This is a genomic window from Nocardioides sp., from assembly GCF_044226305.1.
Taxonomy (GTDB): domain Bacteria; phylum Actinomycetota; class Actinomycetes; order Propionibacteriales; family Nocardioidaceae; genus Nocardioides.
The window spans coordinates 91,754-108,862 of sequence record NZ_JBGAHF010000015.1 but is presented as its reverse complement, the minus strand read 5'-3'; the positions used below and the strand labels follow the sequence as shown (position 1 = coordinate 108,862).

Below are 17,109 nucleotides of genomic sequence, written 5' to 3'. Positions count from 1 at the left end.
GGTGCCCCGACCGTCGACGAGGCGGCGGTGGCGGAGTTTGCCCTCGCGGTCGGCCGGACGACGGACTCGGGCCGGCACCTGCTGGGGGACGCGGTGGAGCTGCGGTACCGGCTCCCGCGGCTGTGGGCTCGGGTGGTGGCCGGTGAGGTGGCGGTGTGGAAGGCGAGGAAGGTCGCTCAGGCCACCACGTCGCTGCCGGCGGATGCTGCGGCGACCGTCGATGTCCGGTTGGCGTGGTGTGCGCACCGGTGCTCGTTCGCCGAGATCGAGCGGCAGGTCGAGAAGGCCCGCCTCGAGCACGACCCCGACGCCGCCGAGGAGCGCCGGGTCGCGGCGTTGGAGAAGCGCCGGTTCGACATCGACCTCGACCACGCCACCCCCGACGGGCTGGTGCACGTGGAGGGTGAGCTCGACCTGGCGGACGCGGTCGCGCTGGAGGAGCAGATCCGGGCGAAGGCCGCGACCCTGGACCTGCAGCTGCCGTTGGACGTGCGCCGGTCGATGGCTGCCGGCCGGCTCGGCGCCGGTGATGAGGACACCACCGAGGTGGTGGTCTACGCCCACATCCGTCCCGGGCAGTCGACCGTCGACGTCGACAACACGAGGTCCTCCATCACCCCCGAGCACCTGAAGGACTGGTGCCAACAGGCCGGCACCAAGGTCACCATCCGGCCCGTGATCGACCTGAACGCCGAGCTGACCACCGAGACCTACCGGCCGACCGAGCTCATGAAGGAACAGATCGGGCTGCGGGACCGGCAGTGCTGCTTTCCCGGCTGCACCCGACCCGTCCGCAGGTGCGACGCCGAGCACCAGGTCCCCTGGCCCGAAGGCCCCACCGCGTCCTCGAACCTCGCGCCCGCGTGTCGGACCCACCACCGCCTCAAGACCCACGCCTGCTGGGACTACCAGAGGGTCGCTGGGGTCGGGTTCGTGTGGACCACCCCGATGGGCCGCACCTACCTCAGCCCGTTCGTCACCGAACCACCGCCCGAGCCGGCCGCGCGACATATCTGCTGACCCGCACCCCGCCGACCACGGCCGGCGGGGTCACACCCATGTCCAGACCCCAGGCCCGGGTGGTCTGACCTGACCATGGCGTCCCACCGGTCAGATCCATAGCGTCGGCAGTTGGGGAACGCGCGGCCACACCCGGCCGCGCAGAAAAGGGGAATCCATCATGTTTCGTAGGACAGTGGGGGCCCGGACCGGGACCCGTCAGAGAGCACGGCGCGCGCTGGCCGTGCTCGCGGCGCTCGGCGCCGTCACGGCGAGCCTGGCGCTGAGCGCGCCGGCGGCCGAGGCGTCGGTCATCCCGAAGCAGGGGCCGTACCACGGTGTCGACCACGCTGGTCGGGCCGTGAGCTTCACGTTCGCCGGCAACCAGATGACGCACTTCACGGTGGGCGGCTACACCATCGGCGGCGCGCACGTCTCCAACGGCATGTGGCACGAGACCTGTCACAACGGCTACTGCACCAAGGGCAGCTGGACGAGCGACGGACACGTCAGCGGCTACTGGCGGCACGGGTCCGGGCACTGGGTGCACTGGACGGCCGGGCACCAGGCACCGACCGCGTACCACGGCCCCTACATGGGTAATGACAACCACGGGACGCGGATCCACTTCCGCTTCAGCGGGTCGCACGTCACCACGTTCGAGGTGGGCCACACGTCCTACGGCAACTTCGGCGTCAGCGGCGGCCGGTTCTCCGGTTGCCAGCACGGGATCTGCGTGCAGGGCCACTGGCAGGACGACTACACCGTGGCCGGCAGCTGGCGCCGCCACGACTCGAGCCACTGGATCGGCTGGACGGCCCACGCCTACGCCTCCTGAGGTCCGACCCGACGGCAACGTCGCTACCCGGCGGGGGACCGTGTCCCCCGCCGCGGTGGCAGCGGGACGAACATCGACGTGCGGGCGGCGTACTCGGGGTAGCCGGGCCGCTGCATCATGGTGCGCTCGAGCAGCTTCGCGCCGGTCACCCAGACGAGGAAGACCGTCATCGCGACCGGCGCCACGACCGTGAGGACGCCCGGCAGCCAGCCGGAGGCGAGGCTACCGACCAGCCAGATCCCCCACCACACGCAGGAGTCGCCGAAGTAGTTGGGGTGTCTGGTCCAGCCCCACAGGCCGCGGTCCATGACCGGTCCTCGGTCCGGGTCGCCCTTGTAGGCCGTGAGCTGGGCGTCGCCGACGGTCTCGAAGAACACGCCCACGGCCCAGACAGCGACGCCGAGCCAGACGACCCAGGGCAGGTCGACGTCCGAGAGCGCGGCGGCCTGGAGCGGCAGGGAGACCAGCCAGACGGCGGCGCCCTGCACGAGGAAGACCTTGCGCACGGCCACCTTCATGCCGACCTCGGGCAGCGAGCCGCCGAGGATCTCCGCGTAGCGCGGGTCCTCGCCGTGGCCCCGGGAGCGCGAGAAGATGTGCGAGGACAGCCGGGCTCCCCACACGCCGACCAGCGCGACCAGCAGCCAGCCCCGCCAGTCGCTCGCGATGATCGCGCACGCGACGGCGACGCCGACCAGGGCCAGCCCCCAGGCGACGTCGACGACCGAGACCCGACCGACCCGCGCCGCCACGACGGCGGTGGCGACCATGACGACGACCGCGACCGCCAGCGAGACGCCGGCGACGAGCGCCAGGTCGCTCACGCGGGCCGTTCCATGAGGATCTGGTCGACCCCCATCCGGCCGTCCCGGAAGGCCATCGACCCGCCGACGAGGTAGAGCCGCCAGACCCGCACGACCTCCTCGCCGACGAGCTCGGTCAGCCGGTCGACATTCGACTCGAAGTTCTCGAGCCAACCCGCGACGGTCTGCACGTAGTGCTCGCGCATCGCCTGCACGCCGCGCACCTCGAGGCCCCCGCGCTCGAGGAGCGCGACCGTGTCGCCCAGCGGCCGCATGTGCATGTCCGGCGCGATGAACGACTCGATGAACGGCCCGCCGCCCGGGTGCTTGCCCGGTCGCGACATCTGCTGGACGAGCACCCGTCCGCCGGGCCGCACCGCCCTACGCAGCACCGAGGCGTACGTCGGGTAGTTGCGCTCGCCCACGTGCTCCCCCATCTCGAGCGAGCCCACGGCGTCGAAGCCGGCCCCGTCGTCGGCGGCGCCGGGCACCTCGCGGTAGTCCTGGAGCCGGACCTCCACGCGGTCGGTGAGACCGCGGTCGGCGACCCGCTTCTCGATGAACGCCTGCTGCTGCGCCGAGATCGTCAAGCCGACCACCTGGGCGCCGTAGTGCTCGGCCGCGTGCAGCGACAGCGACCCCCAGCCGCACCCGACGTCGAGCATCCGCATGCCCGGCTCGAGACCGAGCTTGGTGCAGACCAGGTCGAGCTTGGCCGCCTGCGCCTCCTCGAGCGTCGTCGCCTCGTCGGCGAAGAAGGCGCAGGAGTAGGCCATCGAGGGGTCGAGCACGAGCTCGTAGAACTCGTTCGACAGGTCGTAGTGGTGGCTGATCGCCCGTCGGTCCCGCACCAACGAGTGCAGCCGACCGCGGACCCGGGCCTGCGAGGCCGGTGCCGGCGGCGGCGTCCCGAGCGCGCCGGTGCCCAGGGCGGCCGCGACCGCCCGCACCAGGTCCGGGATGCTCGGCCGGCGGGCGGTGAGGCCGCGCTCGCGCGCGACGTCGAAGGCGTGCGTCAGTGCGGTGTCCAGGTCGCCGTGGACCTCGAGCTCGCCGGTGACGTAGGCCTGGGCCGCGCCGAGCTCGCCCGGGCGCCACAGCAGCCGGCGCACGGCGTCGGGGGAGCGCAGCTCGACGACCGGTGCGTCGGCGGGGCCGGCCTCCGAGCCGTCCCAGGCGACAAGGCGGACCGGCAGCTCGCCGCCCACGAACGGCTCGACCGCCTCGGCGAGTGTGGTGGCGACCCCCGTCACGGCTCCCATCATGCCTCCCGGGCGAGCGTCAGCTGCTGCACATCGAGGTAACCGGCGGCGAACCCGGCCCGGGAGTAGCAGAGGTAGAAGTGCCACATCCGGAGGAACGTCTCGTCGAAGCCCAGTCCCCGCACGTCCGCGGAGCGGGCCAGGAACGCCTCGTCCCAGCGGCGCAGCGTCTCGGCGTAGTCGGGGCCGAAGGCCAGCCGGTCGACGACCCGCAGCGTGGTGTGCCGGGCGGTGACCTCGTCGATGACCTGTGCCGACGGCAGGAACCCGCCGGGGAAGATGTACTTGTTGATCCAGGTGTAGCTCCCGCGCGTCGCGAGCATCCGGTCGTGGGGCATGAGGATCGCCTGGACGGCGGCCCGGCCGCCCGGGGCGAGCACCCGGTCGAGGGTGCGGAAGTACGTCGGCCAGTACTCGTACCCGACCGCCTCGATCATCTCGACCGACAGCACCGCGTCGTAGGTGCCCTGGACCTCGCGGTAGTCGCACAGGTCGACCTCGACCCGGTCGGCGTGGCCGGCGGCGGCGATCCGCTCGCGGGCCAGCGCCTGCTGCTCGACCGAGAGGGTCACCGAGCGGACCGTGGCACCGCGGGCCGCGGCTCGGATCGCGAGCTCGCCCCAGCCGGTGCCGATCTCGAGGACCCGCGAGCCTGGACCGACCCCGGCCTGGTCGAGCAGCCGGTCGATCTTGCGTCGCTGGGCCTGGTGCAGGTCGCCGTGGTGGTCGCCGTCGAACCAGGCCGAGGAGTAGGTCAACGACTCGTCCAGGAACAGGCGGAACAGGTCGTTCGACAGGTCGTAGTGGTGGGCGATGAGGTCACGCGTGCGGTGCCGCGTGGTGCGGTGCGCGCGCGGTCGCCCGCGCAGGACCAGGCGGCGCATCCGCTGCAGCGGCTCGGGCACCAGGTCGGCGACGTTCGCGGCCAGCACCGTCAGGAACCCGGTCAGGTCCTCGGCGTCCCAGGCGCCGGTGAGGTAGGCCTCGCCGAAGCCGATCAGGCCGTCGCGGCCGAGCCGGGCGAAGAGCTCGTCGGGCCGGTGCACGACCATCAGGGGGCCGCCCTGGCCGTGCCGTTCGGTGGTCGAGGCGGTCGGGAGCTGGACGCTCACCGGGAGCCGGTCGACCGCGGCGAGGAACAGCCGCCGGGCAACGGCGGCGGAGACGGCCGTGCGCGGTCCTCCCGGCACGCGGTCGAGGCCGGGCCACGCCGACCCGGTCGAGGTGGTCGTGATGGTCACTGGACACCGTCCTGGTGGTGGTGGGGGCGGGGCCGCACCGGGAGGCGGCGCAGCCAGAGTGCGATGCCGTGCAGGCGGATCAGCACCGCGCCGCGCAGTGCGGCCGGCGCCGCCCGCAGCGGCCCCCGAGAGGTACGACGCCCGGTCAGCGAGGCGCTGAACCGGTTCTCGTCGTCGGTGGTCAAGGTGACGGCCACCTGCAGCCGGCCGTCCGGCACGGGGGCGACCAGGTCGTAGCGGCCGTCGGTGCCGTGGAACGGCGAGACGTACATCTGCTTGTCGGTGCTCGCCCGGCCGCGCTCGTCGGGGTGGACGAGATAGGCGTGCCGGTCGCCGTAGGTGTTGTGCACCTCGAGCACGACGCACGGCTCGTCCTGCTCGGGGAAGGCCCAGAACACGCTGATCGGGTTGAAGCAGTAGCCGAGCGCGCGCGGGTGGGCGGCCATCAGGACCCGGCCGCGCCCGAGCTCGATGCCGTGGAGCCGCAGGAACGCCACGAGGTTGTCGCGGATCGTGCGGTCCGGGTCGCCGAGGTGGTCGCGCGCCTCGAAGCGGCCCAGCAACGGGCTCAGCCGGCCGTGGTCGGGCAGCTCGTCGAGATCGACGACCCAGGTGTGCGAGCGGTGCGTGAACGACCGCCGGAACGGCGCCCGGCGGGTGTGCCGGATGGTGGTCTCGTAGACGCCGGTCGCCTGAGCCTCGAGACCGCCCCACGCGAACCCCAGCCGCTCGACGGCGGCGAGCCCGGAGCGGGCGCCGTCCTCGTGGAAGCCCCAACCGTGGTACGCCCCGGCGAAGGCGACCCGGTCGGAGTCGATCTCGGGCAGCCGCCGCTGGGCGGCGACCGACTCCGGCGTGTAGAGCGGGTGCTCGTACTCCATCCGGTCGACCACGGTCGCGGGGTCGACGAGGTGCTCCCCGCCGAGCGTGACCAGGTAGTGCGTCGCGGTGGGCAGCCGTTGCAGGCGGGTCAGGTCGTAGGTGACCGTGACGTGCCCGCGCTCCTCGACCGGGCGCCGGAAGTTCCAGGAGGCGCGGGCCGCCGGCGCCGCCGGCAGCAGCGAGGTGTCGGTGTGCAGCAGCGCGACGTTGGCGGAGTAGCCGATCGCGCCGAGCACCTCGCGCTGCGCGGCGGTCGGGTCGGCCAGCATCGCGAGCGCCTGCCCGCTGTGGGTGGCGACCACCACGGCGTCGTACGTCGACACCTGGCCGTTGCCGTCGGTGACCTCGACACCGTCGGAGGTCTCGAGGACCGAGGTGACCTTGGTGCCGGTGCGCACCTCGTCGAGGTCGGCGGCCACGCGGGCGACGTACTCGTGCGAGCCGCCGGTCACCGTGCGCCACGTGGGCGACCCGGTGACCGACAGCATCCCGTGGTGCTGGAGGAAGGTGAACAGGTAGCGGGCCGGGTAGTCCAGGGCCACCGCCGGGTCGCACGACCAGACCGCGGCGACCAGCGGCTCCATGAACTGCCGCTGGAAGTACGCGGTGAACCGGTGCGCCCGCAGGAACGCGCCCAGGGTGACGTCGTCGCCCGGTCGGGCCAGGAGCTCGCGGGCGCGCCGATGGAACCGGGGGACCTCGGCGAGCATCCGCAGGTAGGCCGGGTCGCGGAGGTTGCGGCGCCGCGGGAAGAGTCCCCGCGCCCCGAGCGCGCCGGCGTACTCGAGGCCGGTGGCGTCGTCGCGCACCGACATCGACATCTCGGACTCCTGGGTCGCCACCCCGAGCTCGCCGAACAGCCGGAGCAGCGTCGGGTAGGTCCGCTCGTTGTGGACGATGAACCCGGTGTCGATCGCCAGCTCGGAGCCGTCGGGCTCGCGGACCAGGTGGGTGTCGGCGTGCCCGCCGAGGCGGTCGTCGGCCTCGAAGAGGGTGACCCGGGCGGACCGGGACGCGACGTACGCCGCCGTCAGGCCGGCGACGCCGGACCCGACCACCGCGACCGAGCGGTGGCCGCCCCTCACGCCTGGCCCCGCCCGAAGTCGAACAGCGCGATCGGCGGGCTGGTCGGGGAGGTCGACCCGCCGGCGGGCTCGACCGTGATCCCGGCCTCGGTGGCGGTCGCGGCGTCGCCGGTCAGCAGCACCACCTGGTCGCTCTCCACCGGCATCAGGCCGGCGGACACCATGCCCTCGCCGGGCTGGTTGAGCCAGAGCTGGTACACCCGGCCGGCCGGCGGGGGCGGCATGTCCTTCGTGACGAGCACCGCCTCGTGCAGGGAGTCGGAGTGCGTGACCGTCGCGGAGGCGCCGCCGGGGAAGTCCAGCGAGGTGCTCTTGGCGTCGTCCGCCCGGAGCACGCGGTCGGTGGCGGACAGCACGGTCTGGCTGCTCTCGTCGGACCACGGCTGCTGCCAGGCGACGACGCCGCCGCCGACCAGGACCACCGCGGCCGCCGCGGCGACCAGGAGCCCGAGCCCCCGGCGGTGCCGGCGGGCCGGCTCGGAGCCGACGACCGGGACCTCCGGAGGGAGCGGCCGCACGTTCGAGATGCCGGCGAGCACGCGGTCGCGCAGCTCGGGCGGCGGCGTGACGGTGGTGGTCTCGGCGATCATGCTGGCGGCCTCGCGCAGGCTGGCCACCTCGTCGCGGCACTCCGCGCACTGGGTGAGGTGCCGCTCGAACGCGGCCCGCTCGAGGTCGTCGAGCGCGTCGACGGCGTAGGCGCCGGACAGGGCGTGGACGTCGTTCACGATCCGACTCCCATGGCGTCGCGGAGCCGGATCAGTCCGTCCCGGATCCGGGTCTTCGCGGTGCCGACCGGTAGGTCGAGCATGGTCGCCACCTCCGTGTGGGTGTAGCCGCCGAGGTAGGCGAGGCTGACGGCCTCGCGCTGCACCTCGGTCAGGTGAGCCAGCGCGCCGCGGACGCGACGTGCTTCGAGGGAGGCCTGGGCGGCCTCGGCGGTCGAGTCGTGCTCGACCGGTTGGTTGCGCTGCTGGTAGGTGAGGTCCCGCCGGGTGGCGGCCTCGGCGGCCCGGACCCGGTCGACCGCCTTGCGGTGGGTGATGGTCAGGAGCCAGGCGAGCGGGCTGCCGCGCTGCGGGTCGAACCGGCCCGCCGTGCGCCAGATCTCGAGGAACGCCTCCTGGGCGACCTCCTCGGCCTGGGCGCGGTCCCGGACGACCCGCACCGCGAGTCCGAGGACCCGTGGCGCGGTGGCGTCGTAGAGCCGGGCGAACGCGGCCTCGTCGGCCCGCCCGCACTCGTCCGGGGACGAGGCGCCCGACTCGACGGGCCTGAGGTGGTCCACGCCTGTGATCCTTGCCTATGAGTGTCTGGTACTAACCAGATCAGGGCATCAGGACCGAGTCGATGACGTAGACGGTCGCGTTGGCCGTGGGGATGTTCCCGCACAGGACCGTGGCGCTGTCGTTGCCGACCGTGAAGTCCTCACCGGAGCCCTTGACGACCAGGTCCTCGCCCTCGAGCGTCTTGTGGGTGCCGGCGAGCTGCTCGGGCGTGAGCTGGCCCGGGACCACGTGGTAGGTGAGGATCTTGGTGAGCGTCTTCTTGTCCGCCAGGACGGAGTCGAGCGTCTTCTTCGGGATCGCGGCGAACGCGTCGTCGGTCGGCGCGAACACCGTGATCCCCTCGGCGGAGTTCAGGGTGTCGCCGAGACCGGCCGCGCCGACGGCGGCGACCAGGGTCTTGAGGAGCGGGTTCGCGCTGGCAGCCGTGGCGACCGGCTCGGTCGCCATGCCGTTGAACGAGCCGTCACCGCTCGTGGGGATCGACGCGCAGCCGGCGCCGAAGGTCTGCGCCTGGGCGTCCATCGCGTCGTCGGACGGCGAGGAGCTCATGGAGTCCGTCGACGGGGAGGACGACGAGGTGTCGGCGGCCGAGCCGCCGTCGGAGTCACTGCTGCCACAGGCGGCGAGGCCGATGGTGGCGGTGAGGGCGAGAGCGGCGAGGCCGCTGGTACGACGGAGGGAGCGATTCATGGTCTTGCCTTCCATGGTGGTGTGGACACTCGTGCTTCGGTGCGGCGCCGCGAACGGATTGGTCCGATCGCGGATCAACCGACGTTGACGACGATCTGCTGGATGCCGCTGGAGCCGGCGGGGAACGGCGTCGCCCGGGCGGCCGTCTGGACGTCCCCCTGGCCGTCCATCGCGCGGACGGAGAGCGTGTGCTGCCCCTTCTCGGCGGTCCAGGGCAGGTACCACTGCCGCCAGTAGTCGTTGCCGGCGGTCGGCCCGAGCCGGGCCTGCTGCCAGGGCCCGCCGTCGACCCGCACCTCGACCTTCGCGATGCCGCCCTGGTGCTGCGCCCAGGCGATCCCGCCGATGACGGTGCGGCCGGGGTCGACGGTCGAGAGCCCCTTCGGGGTGTCGATCCGGCTGGAGATCTTGATCGGGGCGTCCGTCGCCCAGTCGCGCTGGGTCCAGTAGGCGTCCTGCGCGGCGTACGTGGTCAGCGTCATCTTGGTGATCCACTTGCAGGCGCTGACGAAGCCGTACAGGCCGGGCACGACCATCCGCGCGGGGAACCCGTGCTCCCGGGGCAGCGACCGGCCGTTCATGCCGACCGCGATCATCGCGTCGCGGCCGTCGGTGGCGAGGTCCAGCGGAGTGCTGATCGTCATCCCGTCGACGTCGGTGCTGAGGATCTGGTCGGCGGAGGTGCCGGCGATGCCGGCCTTGTCCAGCAGGTCGGTGAGCCGCACGCCGGTCCAGCGGGCGGCGCCGATGTACTTCCCGCCGACCTCGTTCGACACGCACGTGAGCGTGATGTCCCGCTCGATCAGCGGCATGGCGAGCAGGTCGTCGAAGGTGAGGGTGACCTTCCGCTCGACGTCACCGTCGATCGTCAGGGTCCAGCCGTCGGCGTCGACGAGGGGGAGGGTCAGGCGGGTGTCGACGCGGTAGAAGTCGTTCGTCGGGGTCCGGAACGGCGTGATGCCCGGCACCCGGCCCTCGAGGCCGGCCGGGAACGCCGGAGCGGGGTCGGCGGCGGCCGGGAGGTCGACGAGCACGGACCGGGTCCGGTACGACGTCAGCCACCTCCCCGCGCCGGCCATGGCGACCGCGCCGAGGGCGAGCCCGCCGCCGGCGAGCAGCACCGCCCGGCGCCCGCCGCCGGACTCCTCGGTCCGCGACTCGGACGCGCGGACCAACCAGGCGAGCGAGGCGACACCGAGCACGGCGGCGACCACGCTCGGCAGCACGTCGCCGGCCGCGGCGCCGGGTCGGGTCAGGGCGGCGCCGGCGGGGATCGCGGTGAGGAGGACGAGCAGTGCGGCGCCGTACACGAACCGGCGACGCGCCAGCAGGCCGGCCACGGCTGCGAGGACCAGCACGCCGGCCAGGACCGAGCCGACGAGGACGTCCTTGTCGTGGGTGCCGAAGTGCGCGATCGCCCACTCCTTGAGCGGGGTCGGGGTCAGGTCGATGACGGTCGAGCCGACGACCAGGACCGGCGACGATGCCGGTTCCAGCGCCGCCGCCACGAGGTGGCCGGCGGCGACGCCGACCAGGGTGGACAGGACGCCGAAGACGGCGTAGGCGAGGCGATTCCTCATGGACGTTGTTCGGAGCGGACCCTGCCTCAGGATTTCCTCAAGAGCGCTCGCGGGGCACCGGGGCAGCACTACGTTCGTCGCGTCGCATCTGAACACGCCCGTGGACGGGCTGAGGCTGGGGGGCCAGGCGATGGAGTCGCTGACGCGCGCAATCGGTTCGACGTACACGCACGGACACGCACGGCGCTGGGGCGTCGTGCTGCTCGCCATGGCGCTCGGCGCCCTGGCGCTGGTGACCGTCCCGGCGGCACCGGCCGGGGCGACGCCCGGCGGGTCGTCGTCCTCCCCGAGCTTCGTGTGCGCGACCGACGTCGTGTACAGCGTCGACGGCAGCAGCCACGAGCTGAGCAAGGTGAACCCGACCGCCGGCACCTTCACGGCGAACGGCGCCATCCCGGCCGGCAACGACAACGACATCAACGCGCTCGCGCTGCCGAACGGCGGCGGCCGGTACATCTACGCGTTCGACCGGGCCGACAACGCGATCATCCGGTTCGACGCGAGCACGAACGACGCGGACACCTACAACGCACCGGCGAACGCCAACGCCAGCAGCGTGATCGCGGGGGCGATCAACCCCGCGAACGGCATCTACTACTACGCCGCCGGCGGCTCGACCTGGAAGCTCTACGCGTTCAACACCAGCACGAACACCTCGATCGGCCAGGTCGGCACCATCGGCGGCCTGTCGAACAACGGCGACATGGCCTTCGACGCGGTCGGCAACCTCTACGTCGTCAGCAACGCCAGTGCCACCGCGGCCGGGACGCTGGCCCGGGTCAACGGCCCGCTCCCGACGACCGCGGGGTCGACCGCGCTCACCGCGACGGTGCTCGCCTCGTTGCCGGAGAACTCCGGCCAGTACGCCTCGATGGCGTTCGACGGCTCCGGTGTGCTCGTCATCGGCACCGGCACGGGCAAGGTGCTGAAGGTCAACCCGTCCAGCGGTGCGCTGGTCTCGACCAAGACGGTCTCCCTGAGCCTCTCCGACATGGCGTCCTGCTCGGCACCGAGCACCGCGTCCGCCCGGGTGGACCTGCCCCAGGGGCGCCACGACAACGCCGACCAGTTCACGGTGACGATCACCGGCGGCGGCGTGTCCAGCGGCAACACCGGCACGACGACGGGCACCGACACCGGCCTGCAGACGGACGCCGCCGAGGTGGCCGGCCCGGTCGTGGTGCTGCCGAGCACGACGTACACGATCACGCAGACGGCCGCCGGCGGCACCGACCTCGGCGACTACACGACGACGTGGAAGTGCGTGAGGAGCTCCGACGGCTCGACGATCTCGTCCGGCACCGGCAGCTCGGGGACGTTCACGATGCCGTCGACCTCCGGTGAGACCGCGGTCTGCACGTTCACCAACCTGCCGCTGCTCCCGGCCGTCCAGATCACCAAGACAGCAGGGACGATCACCGACGTCGACAGCAACGGGCCCGACGCCGGAGACACCGTCACCTACTCGTTCAAGGTGACCAACACCGGCAACACGGCGCTCACGAACCTGGCCGTGTCGGACGCCAAGGTCGGCGCCGTGACCTGCCCGCAGACCACGCTGGCCGTGGGTGCGAGCATGACCTGCACCCCGAAGACCTACACGCTGACCCAGGCCGACGTCACCGCAGGCAAGGTCGACAACACGGCGACGGTGACCGGCAAGGGCCCGAACGGGGTGTCGGTGAGCGACGACGACACCGTCTCGACCACCGTGCCGGCCAACCCGGCGATCCTGCTCGACAAGACCGCCGGCTCGATCACCGACGTCGACGGCAACGGGCCGGACGCCGGTGACACGGTCACCTACTCGTTCAAGGTGACCAACACCGGCAACGTGCCGCTCAACCCGGTCACCGTGAGCGACCCGAAGCTCGGAGCGATCACCTGCCCCAGCGGCGCCCTCGCGCCGGGCGCCAACGTGACCTGCACGAACAAGACCTACACGCTGGCCCAGGCCGACGTGGACGCCGGCAAGGTCGACAACACCGCGACCGCCAGCGGCACGCCGCCGACCGGCTCGGCGGTCACGTCGACCGACTCGGTCACGGTCCCGGTCCCGGCGCTGCCGTCGATCGAGATCAAGAAGACCGCCGGCTCGATCACCGACGTCGACGGCAACGGCCCGGACGCCGGCGACACGATCACGTACTCCTTCAAGGTCACGAACACCGGCAACGTCGCGCTGACCCTGATCGCCGTCAACGACCCGAGGCTGGGCGGCTCGATCCCGTGCCCGAGCACCTCGCTCGCCCCCGGGGCGTCGATGACCTGTCCGGACAAGACCTACACGCTGACCCAGGCCGACGTGAACAACGGCCGGATCGACAACACCGCGACCGCCACCGGCAAGCCGCCGACGGGCGGCAACGTGACCGACGACGACACGGCCACCAAGGTCCTCCAGGGCACCGCCGCCGTCGAGCTCGACAAGACCGCGAGCGCGATCAGCGACCTCGACGCGAACGGCCCGGACAAGGGCGACCGGATCACCTACGGGTTCAAGGTCACCAACATCGGCACCGTGACCCTCAACCCGGTGACCGTCACGGACCCGAAGGTCGGTCCGGTCACCTGCCCGGCCGGCGCGCTCGCCCCCGGCGCCAGCGTCACCTGCACCGCCGTGCAGTACACGCTGACCCAGGCCGACGTCGACGCCGGCAAGGTCGAGAACACCGCCACGGCCCACGGCACCCCGCCCAGCGGCCCCGAGGTGACCGACACGGACTCGACGACCACGCCGGTCCCGGCGTACCCGGCCCTGCTGCTCGACAAGACCGCGGGCCCGATCGTCGACGGCGACGCCAACGGTCCGGACGCCGGCGACACGGTCACCTACGGCTTCACGGTGACCAACACGGGCAACGTGACGCTGAACCCGGTCACGGTGAGCGACCCGAAGGTCGGCCCGGTCACCTGCCCGGCCGGCGCCCTGGCCCCCGGCGACTCGGTCACCTGCACGCTGAGGACCGCCACGCTGACCCGGGCCGACGTGGACGCCGGCAGGATCGACAACACCGCGACCGCGACCGGCACGCCGCCGTCGGGCCCGAACGTCACCGCCGGCGACTCGGTCACGGTCCCGGTCCCGGCGAGCCCGTCGATCCACCTGGACAAGACCGCGAGCGCGATCCACGACGTCGACGGCAACGGTCCCGACGCGGGGGACACGATCACCTACTCGTTCAAGGTGACGAACACCGGCAACGTCACGCTGGACCCGGTGACCGTCAACGACCCGAGGCTCGGTGGCGCGATCACCTGCCCGTCGGGCCCGCTCGCGCCCGGAGCGAACGTCACCTGCACCAGCAAGACGTACTCGCTGACGCAGGCCGACGTGAACAACGGCACGGTGGACAACACCGCCACCGCGACCGGTGCGCCGCCGGCCGGGTCGAACGTGACGGACACCGACTCGACCAGCACACCGGTCGCGCCGAGCGCCTCGATCAACCTGGTGAAGTCGGCCAGCGCGGTGCACGACGTCAACGGCAACGGCATCGACGACGGTGACAACATCACCTACACGTTCAAGGTCACCAACACCGGGAACGTGACGCTCACCCACATCACCGTCGCCGACCCCAAGGTCGGCCCGGTGACCTGCCCGAGCACGGCCCTGGCGCCCGGTGCCTCGGTCGACTGCGACCCCCGGACCTACACGCTGACCCAGGCGGACGTCGACCACGGCTCGGTGGACAACACCGCCACGGTCACCGGCACCACGCCGACCGGCGGCACCGTCACCGACGACGACTCGCGGACCGTGGACCTGCCGGCCACCGGCTCGATCCAGCTGTCCAAGACGGCCGGCTCGATCGACGACGTGGACGGCAACGGACCGGACGCGGGCGACACCGTCACCTACTCGTTCCGGGTGACGAACACCGGCAACGTGAAGCTCGACCCGGTGACGGTGAGCGACCCGAAGGTCGGCCCGGTCACCTGCCCGTCGGGCGGGCTCGACCCCGACGCGTCCTTCGACTGCACCGACGTCGTCTACACGATCACCCCGGCGGACGTGACGGCCGGTGCGGTGGACAACACGGCCACCGCGACCGGCAGGACGCCCACCGGCGGGAGCGTGCAGGACACGGACTCGACGCACACGCCGGTGCAGCCGACGGTGACCAACGTCAAGGTCGAGAAGACCGTCGACGACGCCACCCCTCGGGTCGGTGACGTCGTGACCTACACGCTGACCGTCACCAACGCCGGCGCCGCCGACGCCCGCGACGTGGTCGTGGTCGACGCGCTGCCCAGCGGCGTGACGTTCGTCGCGGCCGACGCGCCGTGCACCCGCTCGGGGTCCACGGTCCGCTGCGAGCTGGGCACCGTCCCGGCCGGGTCGGTCCGCAGCCTCGACGTGCAGGTCAAGGTGGACCCGCTGCCCTCGATGGGCGCCGACCACCAGCACCTGTTCGACGTCCAGAAGGCCGAGGTCCAGGTGGACGTCGAGCCGGGCGACGAGGCCACCGGCACGGTGGTCTGTCCCTCCGGGTACGTCGTGACCGACGGCTCGGGCCGCGTCGACCACGTCGACCAGGGCACCGGGACCCTCGCCGACCTCCACATGACGGAGAACCACTCCGTCGGGACCGACGGCTGGCGCGCGCACTTCGTCAACGACGCCACCGGGCGCGCCCAGGCCAAGGTGTTCGCGGTCTGCGTGAAGACCGAGATCGAGGTCGTCAACGGCCACAGCCACCACGTCGTGGTCGGGGACCTGATGACCGACACCGAGCCCCTGCCGCACGGGCGCACCGACGTCACCATGACCTGCGCGCCCGGCCAGACGCCGGTCGTCCCGGGCTACGAGCTCGACGGCGAGGCACCGGTCGTGACGACATACCCCGCCGGCGACAACGGCTGGACCTGGGGGGTCGTCAACGGCGGGGGTGCGACGACCGGCACCTTCACGATGCGCTGCCTGGACGACCTGGTCAGCGTGGCGAACGGGCACACCCACCAGCTCGGCCTCGACGAGGTCCGTCAGCACGTGACCGTGCAGCCGGGCCAGGAGGCCGAGGTCACGCTCAGCTGTGCGGCGGACGCCAAGGGCATCGTCGCGGGGTACGACGTGGACGAGGGCCTGATCGTGCTCGGCAACGACCCGCGGCCGATCGTGCGGGTGTTCAAGCTCCTCAACCCGACGAACGCGCCGCTCGGCGCCGACCTGTACCTGCTCTGCCTCTCGAACCGCACGGAGCGCGGTGCCGACCAGGGCGGCAACATCGTGAACACCGCGACCGTCACCACCTCGACGCCGGAGACGTCGACCGGCGACAACAGCGACAGCGCCACGATCCAGGTCGACGACTCACCGGTCGTCGTGCCGGTCGCACCGCTCACCGTCGAGGCCCGGACGGTCTCGGCGCTGGTCCGCTGCGGCTCCGGCGGCGGGGCCTGCCAGGGACAGGCCACGCTGATGGCGGCGTCGACCGTGCGGATCGGCGGCCACGTCGTGAAGGCCGGCAGCGTGCTCGCGAGGGGGTCGTACAAGATCCGGTCCGGGACGAAGGCCACCGTGCGCCTCCACCAGACCGCGGTCGGCAGGAAGGCGCTGGGCTCCCGGGCGCTGACGAAGGCCCAGCTGCGGATCGGCGGCGAGACCAGGACGGTCCGGCTCAGGCACTGACCGGCCGCCCGACGGGCTCGGACATGCGGCAGGATGACCGCATGTCCGAGCTCGTGCACTACGACGTGGCCGACCACGTCGCCACCGTGACCCTCGACTCGCCGCACAACAGGAACGCTCTCTCCCGCCAGCTCGTCACCGAGCTGTTCGAGGGGATCGAGCGGGCCGCCGCCGACGACGAGGTCAAGGTCGTGCTGGTCGCTGCGGAGGGCCGGGTCTTCTGCTCCGGCGCCGACCTCTCCGAGGCGTCGACCGAGGGCATGGAGGAGGGTGCTCGGCGGATCGTCGAGCTGCAGCGGCTGATCGCCACCCTGGACAAGCCGGTGGTGACCCGCGTGCACGGTGCCGTCCGGGCCGGCGGGATCGGCATCGTCGCCGCCTCCGACATCGCGCTCGCCGCCGAGGACGCCACCTTCGCGCTCACCGAGGTCAAGCTGGGTCTGGCCGCCGCCATCATCTCGCTGACCGTCCACGCCCGGATGACGCCGCGGGGCGCGGCGCTGACCACGCTCGGCGGCGAGGTGTTCAGCGGCACCGACGCGGCGTCGTACGGCCTGGTGACGACCGCGGTGCCCGCCGCCGACCTCGACGCCGAGGTGGCGCGGGTGTGCGCGTCCCTCGCCACCGGGGCGGCGCAGGGGCTGCGGGAGTCCAAGCGGATCCTCAACCGCGACCTGGTCGCCCGGATCGACGCCCACGGTGCCGAGATGGCCGAGATCTCGGCCCGCCTGTTCGCCTCGGAGGAGGCGAAGGCCGCGATGACGGCGTTCCTGACGCGGAAGAAGTAGCCGCCGGGTACGCTTGT

The 17,109-nt window shown here is 72.4% G+C and carries 12 protein-coding genes; 4 read left to right on the top strand and 8 right to left on the bottom strand.

Annotated features, from left to right (window positions below; genetic code table 11):
* Positions 1-1,020, top strand: a 1,020-nt coding sequence (locus ACILQ5_RS15880) for a DUF222 domain-containing protein (protein ID WP_395658990.1), incomplete at its 5' end; no start/stop codon positions are given.
* A 160-nt stretch (positions 1,021-1,180) separates the two neighbouring features.
* Positions 1,181-1,837: a hypothetical protein gene (locus tag ACILQ5_RS15875; protein ID WP_395658989.1), complete on the top strand. Its 657-nt coding sequence runs from the start codon at positions 1,181-1,183 to the stop codon at positions 1,835-1,837.
* A 23-nt stretch (positions 1,838-1,860) separates the two neighbouring features.
* Here ACILQ5_RS15875 and ACILQ5_RS15870 read toward each other — a convergent pair whose 3' ends face one another.
* From ACILQ5_RS15870 to ACILQ5_RS15835, 8 genes are all read right to left on the bottom strand, one after another.
* The gene (locus tag ACILQ5_RS15870) at positions 1,861-2,661 is read right to left on the bottom strand and encodes a DUF1295 domain-containing protein (RefSeq protein ID WP_395658988.1); all 801 of its coding nucleotides are present in this window, start codon (positions 2,659-2,661) and stop codon (positions 1,861-1,863) included.
* A complete protein-coding gene (locus ACILQ5_RS15865) occupies positions 2,658-3,893 on the bottom strand; it encodes a class I SAM-dependent methyltransferase (protein WP_395658987.1) in 1,236 nt (411 codons plus the stop codon). The genes ACILQ5_RS15870 and ACILQ5_RS15865 overlap by 4 nt, the downstream gene beginning before the upstream one ends.
* 8 nt (positions 3,894-3,901) lie before the next feature.
* A complete protein-coding gene (locus ACILQ5_RS15860; RefSeq protein WP_395658986.1) occupies positions 3,902-5,143 on the bottom strand; it encodes a class I SAM-dependent methyltransferase in 1,242 nt (413 codons plus the stop codon).
* Complete coding sequence (locus tag ACILQ5_RS15855; RefSeq protein WP_395658985.1) at positions 5,140-7,110, bottom strand: FAD-dependent oxidoreductase; 1,971 nt, start codon at positions 7,108-7,110, stop codon at positions 5,140-5,142. Before ACILQ5_RS15855 ends, ACILQ5_RS15860 begins: the two co-directional genes overlap by 4 nt.
* Positions 7,107-7,838: an anti-sigma factor domain-containing protein gene (locus tag ACILQ5_RS15850; RefSeq protein WP_395658984.1), complete on the bottom strand. Its 732-nt coding sequence runs from the start codon at positions 7,836-7,838 to the stop codon at positions 7,107-7,109. Before ACILQ5_RS15850 ends, ACILQ5_RS15855 begins: the two co-directional genes overlap by 4 nt.
* Positions 7,835-8,398, bottom strand: a complete 564-nt coding sequence (sigK, locus tag ACILQ5_RS15845; protein ID WP_395658983.1) for an ECF RNA polymerase sigma factor SigK — start codon at positions 8,396-8,398, stop codon at positions 7,835-7,837. Before sigK ends, ACILQ5_RS15850 begins: the two co-directional genes overlap by 4 nt.
* 40 nt (positions 8,399-8,438) lie before the next feature.
* Positions 8,439-9,089, bottom strand: coding sequence for a fasciclin domain-containing protein (locus tag ACILQ5_RS15840; protein ID WP_395658982.1), 651 nt, complete (start codon positions 9,087-9,089; stop codon positions 8,439-8,441).
* Between the two features lie 74 nt (positions 9,090-9,163).
* Positions 9,164-10,669, bottom strand: a complete 1,506-nt coding sequence (locus ACILQ5_RS15835) for a molybdopterin-dependent oxidoreductase (protein WP_395658981.1) — start codon at positions 10,667-10,669, stop codon at positions 9,164-9,166.
* A 130-nt stretch (positions 10,670-10,799) separates the two neighbouring features.
* Here ACILQ5_RS15835 and ACILQ5_RS15830 point away from each other — a divergent pair, with 130 nt between their 5' ends.
* Positions 10,800-16,304, top strand: a complete 5,505-nt coding sequence (locus tag ACILQ5_RS15830; protein ID WP_395658980.1) for a hypothetical protein — start codon at positions 10,800-10,802, stop codon at positions 16,302-16,304.
* A gap of 41 nt (positions 16,305-16,345) precedes the next feature.
* Positions 16,346-17,092 (top strand): enoyl-CoA hydratase-related protein, encoded by a 747-nt coding sequence (locus ACILQ5_RS15825; protein WP_395658979.1) that lies wholly within the window; start codon positions 16,346-16,348, stop codon positions 17,090-17,092.
* Positions 17,093-17,109: the final 17 nt, after the last annotated feature.

Bases quoted from the DNA above. Each gene is read 5' to 3' on its own strand.
- ACILQ5_RS15840 (WP_395658982.1), bottom strand. From the start codon at position 9,089: ATGAATCGCTCCCTCCGTCGTACCAGCGGCCTCGCCGCTCTCGCCCTC.
- ACILQ5_RS15830 (WP_395658980.1), top strand. From the start codon at position 10,800: ATGGAGTCGCTGACGCGCGCAATCGGTTCGACGTACACGCACGGACAC.
- ACILQ5_RS15825 (WP_395658979.1), top strand. From the start codon at position 16,346: ATGTCCGAGCTCGTGCACTACGACGTGGCCGACCACGTCGCCACCGTG.
- ACILQ5_RS15875 (WP_395658989.1), top strand. From the start codon at position 1,181: ATGTTTCGTAGGACAGTGGGGGCCCGGACCGGGACCCGTCAGAGAGCA.
- ACILQ5_RS15835 (WP_395658981.1), bottom strand. From the start codon at position 10,669: ATGAGGAATCGCCTCGCCTACGCCGTCTTCGGCGTCCTGTCCACCCTG.